This is a genomic window from Roseomonas sp. TS2, from assembly GCF_058833935.1.
Genome location: NZ_JCACVY010000208.1, coordinates 1 through 6,813 on the forward strand (window position 1 = coordinate 1; position 6,813 = coordinate 6,813).

The 6,813-nt window shown below is 72.0% G+C and carries 8 protein-coding genes; 3 read left to right on the plus strand and 5 right to left on the minus strand.

The window, feature by feature from the left end; genetic code table 11:
• Nucleotides 1-607 (minus strand): NAD(P)H:quinone oxidoreductase (gene wrbA / locus ACZJYS_RS21315; protein WP_493180243.1); only part of this gene is annotated, 607 nt, incomplete at its 3' end.
• A 95-nt stretch (nucleotides 608-702) separates the two neighbouring features.
• Here wrbA and ACZJYS_RS21320 point away from each other — a divergent pair.
• Both ACZJYS_RS21320 and ACZJYS_RS21325 read left to right on the plus strand, forming a co-directional pair.
• Nucleotides 703-1,653, plus strand: coding sequence for a LysR family transcriptional regulator (locus ACZJYS_RS21320; protein WP_493180244.1), 951 nt, complete (start codon nucleotides 703-705; stop codon nucleotides 1,651-1,653).
• 22 nt (nucleotides 1,654-1,675) lie between these two features.
• A complete protein-coding gene (locus ACZJYS_RS21325; protein ID WP_109517253.1) occupies nucleotides 1,676-2,638 on the plus strand; it encodes an alpha/beta hydrolase in 963 nt (320 codons plus the stop codon).
• 49 nt (nucleotides 2,639-2,687) lie between these two features.
• Here the strand turns inward: ACZJYS_RS21325 and ACZJYS_RS21330 are convergent, their stop codons facing one another.
• The 3 genes from ACZJYS_RS21330 to ACZJYS_RS21340 form a co-directional block, all read right to left on the minus strand.
• Nucleotides 2,688-3,875 (minus strand): trans-sulfuration enzyme family protein, encoded by a 1,188-nt coding sequence (locus ACZJYS_RS21330; RefSeq protein ID WP_493180245.1) that lies wholly within the window; start codon nucleotides 3,873-3,875, stop codon nucleotides 2,688-2,690.
• A gap of 52 nt (nucleotides 3,876-3,927) precedes the next feature.
• Nucleotides 3,928-4,395, minus strand: coding sequence for a YybH family protein (locus ACZJYS_RS21335; RefSeq protein ID WP_493180246.1), 468 nt, complete (start codon nucleotides 4,393-4,395; stop codon nucleotides 3,928-3,930).
• 112 nt (nucleotides 4,396-4,507) lie between these two features.
• Entirely contained in the window at nucleotides 4,508-4,723 is a 216-nt protein-coding gene (locus ACZJYS_RS21340; RefSeq protein WP_493180247.1) for a hypothetical protein, read from the minus strand.
• Nucleotides 4,724-5,305: 582 nt separating this feature from the next.
• On the opposite strand from ACZJYS_RS21340, the gene ACZJYS_RS21345 reads away from it, so the two are divergent.
• Nucleotides 5,306-5,476: a hypothetical protein gene (locus ACZJYS_RS21345; RefSeq protein ID WP_181378132.1), complete on the plus strand. Its 171-nt coding sequence runs from the start codon at nucleotides 5,306-5,308 to the stop codon at nucleotides 5,474-5,476.
• A gap of 48 nt (nucleotides 5,477-5,524) precedes the next feature.
• Here the strand turns inward: ACZJYS_RS21345 and ACZJYS_RS21350 are convergent, their stop codons facing one another.
• Nucleotides 5,525-6,736 carry an MFS transporter gene (locus ACZJYS_RS21350; protein WP_493180248.1) on the minus strand — a complete coding sequence of 404 codons (1,212 nt, stop codon included), beginning with the start codon at nucleotides 6,734-6,736 and terminating at the stop codon, nucleotides 5,525-5,527.
• Nucleotides 6,737-6,813: the final 77 nt, after the last annotated feature.

The following is a 6,813-nucleotide window of genomic DNA, read 5'->3' on the forward strand; positions in this document are numbered from 1 at the left end:
CGCGGCCGCGCACCAGGGCGGTGGTCACCTCGGCCACATGGCGGCCCTGGAACTTCGCCATCTCCAGCTCCGCCTCGGAAGGCTGGCGGGAGCCGTCGCCATTGGCGATGGTGGAGGCGCCGTAGGGCGTGCCGCCATTGACCGTGCTGATGTCGGTCAGGCGCTTCTCGCTGTAGGGCAGGCCGACGATCGTCATGCCGAAATGCATCAGGTTGACGATGGTGGACATGATCGTCGTCTCCTGCCCGCCATGCTGGCTGGCGGTGGAGGTGAAGACGGCGCCGACCTTGCCCACCAGCTTGTCCTGGAACCACAGCCCGCCCGTCTGGTCGAGGAAGCTGGCCATCTGCGAGGCCATGCGGCCATAGCGGGTGGGGGTGCCGATGATGATGGCGTCGTACTCCGGCAGCTCCTGCACGGTCGCGACCGGCGCCGCCTGGTCGAGCTTGAAGTGGGCGGCCTTGGCCACCGCCTCCGGCGCCGTCTCCGGCACGCGCTTGACCACCACCTCGGCGCCGGGCACCTGCCGGGCGCCCTCGGCGATGGCGCCGGCCAGGGTCTCGATATGGCCGTAGGTGGAGTAGTACAGGACCAGGATCTTGCTCATCGGCGGGTGCTCCTCTGCGTTGCTCCCAAGGTGCGTTCGCACGGCCGGGGCAGCAACGGCTTGTATGGAAACGCTGCGTTCGCTATCCGCGAACGATGCGCCCTGATGTGGATGCCCTCGCCACCTTCGTGCAGGTGGTGGACAGTGGCTCGGTCACCGCCGCCGCCGCCCGGCTCGGCCTTGCCAAGTCGGTGGTCAGCAAGCGTGTCACGCAGCTTGAAGCGCAGCTGGCCACCCCTTTGTTGCACCGCGCCCCCCGCCATGTTTCCCCCACCGAGGCGGGCGCCCTGCTGGCCGAGCGCGCCCGCGCCCTGCTGGCGCAGCTCGACACGGTGGCCGATGCGGTGATGGCGCAGTCCGGCGCGCTGCAAGGACTTCTGCGGCTGGCGGCGCCGCTCAGCTTCGGCAGCCGGCATCTCGGGCCACTGGTCGCCGCCTTCATGGCGGAGTATCCCCGCATCGAGGTCTCGCTCGACCTGGACGACCGGCATGTGGACCTGCTGGGCGGCGGCTACGACCTGGCGCTGCGGATCGGGCGGCTGGCGGATTCCGCGCTGCGGGCGCGGCGGCTCGGCCTCAGCCGGCGGGCGCTGTGCTGCAGCCCGGACTACGCGGCGCGGCACGGCCTGCCCGCCACGCTGGATGCGCTGCCGGGCCATTCCTGCCTCGGCTACGCCAACACCACGGCGGGGCATCTCTGGCGCTTCGCCCCCGCCGGGGAGCCGGAGGGCGAGCCACGCTCGCTGGTGCTGCGCGGCCGCCTCACGGCCAACAGCGGCGAGGCGCTGCTGGACGCCGCCATGGCCGGCATCGGCCTGGTGGTGCTGCCCCGCTTCCTGCTGTGCGACGCGGTGCGGCAGGGCCGGCTGCTGCGGGTGGAGATTCCCGGATGGGAGCCGGTGCCGGACGTGATCCAGCTCGTCTATCCGCCCACCCCGGCCCTGCCGCTGAAGACGCGCCGGCTGCTGGACTACCTGGCGGCGCGCATCCGCGAGCCCTTCGCCTGGGACACGCCTTTCCAGGCGGGCGCTTCCACGGCAGGCTGACGGGCAGGATGAGGAGACCCGAATGAGCGCCACCAGCCTCGTGCCCGATGCCGAAGTCGCCGCCGCCCAGGCCCGCTGCCGCGAGGCCGGGGTGGCGAATGGCGACGTGCTGACCCAGCCCATCGCGGCGGCGCGTGCCAGCACCCAGGCCTACCAGGCCTTCCTGAACGCCGGCGGGCCGCAGATGGCGCGGGTGGAGGAGGTGGTGCTGGACCACGCCACGCCGCCGCTGCGGCTGCGCCTCTACCACCCGCGCGGCGGCAGCGCGCCGCGCCCGGCCTATCTGCACATCCATGGCGGCGGCTTCGCCGTGGGCAGCCTGGACTCGCTCGACCGCTGGAAGCGCGAGATCGCCGACGAGGCGGACATGGTGGTGGTGGGGCTGGACTACGCCCTGGCGCCCGAGCACCCCTACCCCACCGCCATCCACCAGGTGCTGGCGGCGCTGCGCTGGCTGCGGGAGCATGGCGCGGCGCATGGCATCGACGGCGCGCGGCTGGCGGTGGGCGGCGACTCTGCCGGCGGCAACATGGCGCTGAACGCGCTGCTGCGGCTGCGCGATGCGGGCGAGCCGCTGCCGGCGCTCGGCGTCATCGTCTATGGCATGCTCTCGGCCCGCCACGGCACGCCTTCGCACCGCGACCGGGGCGATGGCCGGTTCGGCCTCTCCACGGAGAAGCTGGACTGGTTCTGGACGCAGTACCTGCCCGACCCCGCGCTGCGCGAGGATGCCGGCGCCGCGCCGCTGCTGGCCGATCTCCACGGCCTGCCCCGCCTGCTGCTGCAGGCCGCCGCGCTGGACCCGCTGCTGGACGACACGCTGGACCTCGGCAGGCGCCTGACGGAAGCCGGCGTGCCGCATGGCATGACGGTGTATGAGGGCGTGCCGCACGGCTTCATCGGCCAGACGGCGCTGCTGGGCAAGGCAAACGCTGCCCGCCGCGAGGTGGTGGCTGCGCTTCGCAAGGCCTTCCCCGCCCACTGACAGAAAAGAAGGGGGTGCGGGGGAACTCCTTCCCCCGCCGCTTTCTTCCTCAGGCCAGTGCCTGCGCCAGATCCTCGACAAGGTCCTGCGGATCCTCCAGCCCCACGGAGAGGCGGAAGGTCCCCTCCCCCGTCCAGTCCCGGTAGGCCTGCGCGGCCTCGCCTTCCAGCCGGAAGGAGGCGCGCAGCACGTCCTCCGCGGGGATGTGGAAGAGCAGGCTCTGCGCCTTGCCGAGCGAGACGGCGTAGGTCCAGACCTTCAGCCGCGCCGCCAGCTGCCGGGCGAGGTTCCTGTCATCCTCGGCAACGAAGCCGACCATGCCGGAGAAGTTGCGCATCTGCCGCCGCGCGAGCGCGTGGTGCGGGTGGCTGGCAAGCCCGGGCCAGTAGACGCGCCGGATGCGCGGATGGCCCTCCAGATACCCGGCCACCACGCGGGCATTGGCCTCGTGCAGCGCCATGCGGGCGGGCAGCGTCTCCAGCCCGCGCAGGATCAGCCAGGCGGCAAAGGGGCTGATGGCGCCGCCGAGATGGATCACCGCCTCCTTGCGCAGCGCCTCGATGCCCACGGCGCGGCCGATGACGGCGCCGCCCAGCGCATCGCCATGGCCACAGGCGTATTTCGTCAACGAATGCACCACCCAGTCCGCGCCCAGCGCCAGGGGCTGCGTGGCGATGGGTGTGGCCATGGTGGAATCAACCGAAAGCTCCGCCCCGCCCGCATGGGCGATCCCGGCCAGCGCCGCGATGTCGGCCAGCTTCAGGATTGGGTTGGCGGGGGTCTCGACATGCAGCAGCCGCGTCTCCGGCCGCATGGCGGCGGCGACGGCGGCGGGGTCCGACATGTCCACCGTGGTGACGGCCACGCCGTAGCGCGCCAGCGTCTCCTGCGCGAATTCGGCGACGCCGGCGTAGCAGACATCGCCCAGCAGCAGGTGGCTGCCGGGGGCGAGGCGGTGCAGCAGCAGCCCGGCGGCGGCGGCCATGCCGCTGGCGAAGGCGAGGGCCGCCTCGCCGCCTTCCAGCGCCGCCAGCCGCTGCTCCAGCAGCGCCACGGTGGGGTTGCCCCAGCGCGTGTAGAACATCGGCGCCGACGCGCCGAGGTCGTTGGCGGAGAAGCCGATGGCGTCGGGGCCGGTGTGGAAGCTGGTGGCGGCGACCAGCGGCGGCGTGACCGGCGCGCCGATCTCCCGCGCGGGGGCGGCGGCGTGGATGGCCTGGGTGGCGGGTCGCATCATTCTCCCTCCCGTTTTCTGCGGGCGGGCGGCGAAGGCGCGGCCCGCGCCGCGTTCAGCTGCGCGACGGCTTGCTGCCGTGCGAGACATCCGGCGTGCCCCGGAACAGCGACATGTGCGTGTGCGTCGCCACCCAGGGCTCCCCCACCGCCGCGCGGGCGAAGGAGATGGTGGCCCGCCCGCGCCGGTCGAAGGGCGTGCCATCGGGCAGGTAGCCGGTGGAATCCCAGATGGCCAGCCCCATGGCGAAGAGGCGGTCCGGCGAGACCAGCGCCTTCACCTCGTCCAGCCGCCAGGTGAAGCCGTCGATGGTCGGCCACACCTTGCGCCACTGGTTGGCCTCGGCATGGTCGCGGCCATAGACGAAGTCGCTGAAGGTGCCGAAGGCCAGGAAGTCCTCGGCGAAGAGGTGGCGGGCAGCGGCGAAATCGACCGCCTGCACATGCTCAGAGAGTTCGCGGAACCAGTCCTGGACCCTCTGGTGGTCGCCGGCATCGACCGGGGCGGTGGCACGCACGCTCATGCTCGCATCCTCCTCTGGCGGAGCCGCAGCCTGCACCGGGCGCGGCGAAAGCTGAAGGGGCCGGGCTTCCTGCCCGGCCCGGCAGGAGACGCCAGCGCGCCGGCGGCCAGGGTCAGGAGAGAGGCTGCAGGCGCGGCGTGCGCTGGGTGCCGCGCTCGCGCTCCAGCAGCAGACGCGCGACGCGCGCCGCCTCGGCCGGGCTGCTGAAGCGGACGCCGTCGAGGTCATCCACCTGCGGGTCGATGGCCTTGAAGTGCCAGCCATCATGGCCGGAGACGGCGACGCCGACGAAGCGGCCACTGATATCGACGGGACGGGAGGTGATCATGGCTGTTCTCCGCGCCGCGCGGCGGCGGCGCCCTGTGCGGTCCGGGAAAGGTGCGGGAGCGGCGGTGTTGCCGGGTTCAGCGACAACAGCGGCGCATTCGGCGCGCCACGGACCACTCGCCACAGGACCGGCGGGAGAACGGGAGGCGCTTTAGCGTTTGGTGTCGCGGTGCAAGCTGCATGGGTCAAATCCCCGCGGGGCGGCCGATCCGCCCGGTGACGGCGCCAAATTCAACATATTCAAACGGTGCTTTCAAGATATTTCATCATTTGAATTCGGATGATCTTGCGGATTGCGGCCGCGCCCAAAGGAAGACCGCCGAGCCGCCCGCCCGACCGGTCGCCCTCCAATCGGCAGCCGCGGGTGGGCGATCGCCTGGCCGAGACCGGCCAAGGCATCACGGCAAGGCGGCACCTCCCCGCCTCACCGGAAAGAAATCGCCTTTGGGAACGTGAATTAGCGGCAGGGAATGCCGGGCCGTGGGGTGGGCGGACGGCCCGGCCCGCGGCGGCAGGGCGGGGGGCAACCGCGCGGCACGGGCCGGGGTTCTCCCCGCACAACCCCGAACCAGAGGAGGCCCGCATGGCCGAGCAGGACAAGCCGAAGAAGACGGATGACGCGCCGAAGATTGGCGAGATGACCAGCATGCTCACCGGCAACGAGACCAAGGATGCCGAGACCACCCGGCCCGGACACGAGAACCATGGAGCCGGCGAAGTGGGGAACCTGCTGAAGAACCAGAAGGACAAGTGAGGAAACGGCCGGGGGAGCTCCTCCCCCGGCCTTCCGCGCCGCCAGACTTCACGCCGGTTGGGCGGCCCCTTCGGGCGTCTCTTCCCGCGTCTCGGGCATCGCCAGCCATACCAGCAGCACGCAGAGCAGGCCGATCACCCCCAGCAGGGCGAAGGCCACGCCCGGGCTGATCCAGCTCGCCACGGCCCCCGCCAGGCTGGTGCTGATGGTGCCGCCGATCCCGACCGACAGGCCGAACAGCCCCATGCACAGGTTGAAGCGGTTGCTGCCCCGCGTCAGGTCGGCGGCAATCAGCGGCAGCATCACGTTCAGCGTCGCGGCGCTGATGCCGTCCAGCGCCTGCACGAAGATCAGCCCGACCGGCGCCTCCACCAGCGCCAGCAGCGCGCCGCGCAGCGGCAGCATGCTGAAGCCCACCATCAGCACCAGCCGCCGGCCGCGCGCCTCCGCCAGCCACCCCACCGAGGGCGAGATGGCCACCACCACGAGCTGCGGCACAACGATGGAGGCGGCGATGATCAGGCTCGCCTCCTCGCCGGACTGGCGCGTCACCGCCGTGCCGGCCAGCGGCAGCATGGCGGCGTTGGACAGGGTGAACAGCGCGCAGCAGGCGGCGAAGACCAGGATGCCGCGGTCCCGCAGCAGGTCCAGCAGACCCCGCCCCTTCCTCTCCTGTTGCGCGTGCGCCGCCGCCACATTGGCGGCGAGGTCGGCGGGGCGGATGCTGAGCAGGCAGAGCAGGCTCGGCACGGCCAGCGCCGCCGTCAGCCAGAACACGGCGGCCGGGGAGAGATAGGTGCCCACCAGCCCCATCACGCCCGCGGCGATGGCGCCCCCCAGCGCGGCGAAGCGGGTGTTCCGACCCAGCCGCTCGCCCAGCTTGCCCCGGCCCACCAGCGCAAGGCTGATGGCGGCGATGGAAGGCGTCAGCACGCAGCTGGCAAAGCCGTGCAGCACCTCGGAGAGCAGCACCGGCAGGGTGGAAGGCCAGGCCGCCAGCAGGATCGCCGCCGTGGCGATGGCCAGCAGCGCCAGGATGGCGGTGCGCCGCTTGTCGTACACGGCGTCGACCAGGGCGCCGGCCGGCACCTGGCTGATCATCGCCGTCATGGTGCCCAGGCTGAGGGCGAAGCCGATCTGCACCTCCGTCCAGGCCTGCGTCGTCAGATAGACGGCGACAAACGGGCCGAAGCCGGTCTGCACATCCGCGACGAAGAAGTTCAGCCAGTCGAGGCCGCGCCTGCTGCGTTCGGCAGCCATGCGCGCCTATTCCGCCTTGCCGGGGCTGGGCGGCGCGGCGGGTGGCGGCTCCTTCGCCGGGTCTTGGCCCGGGGCCG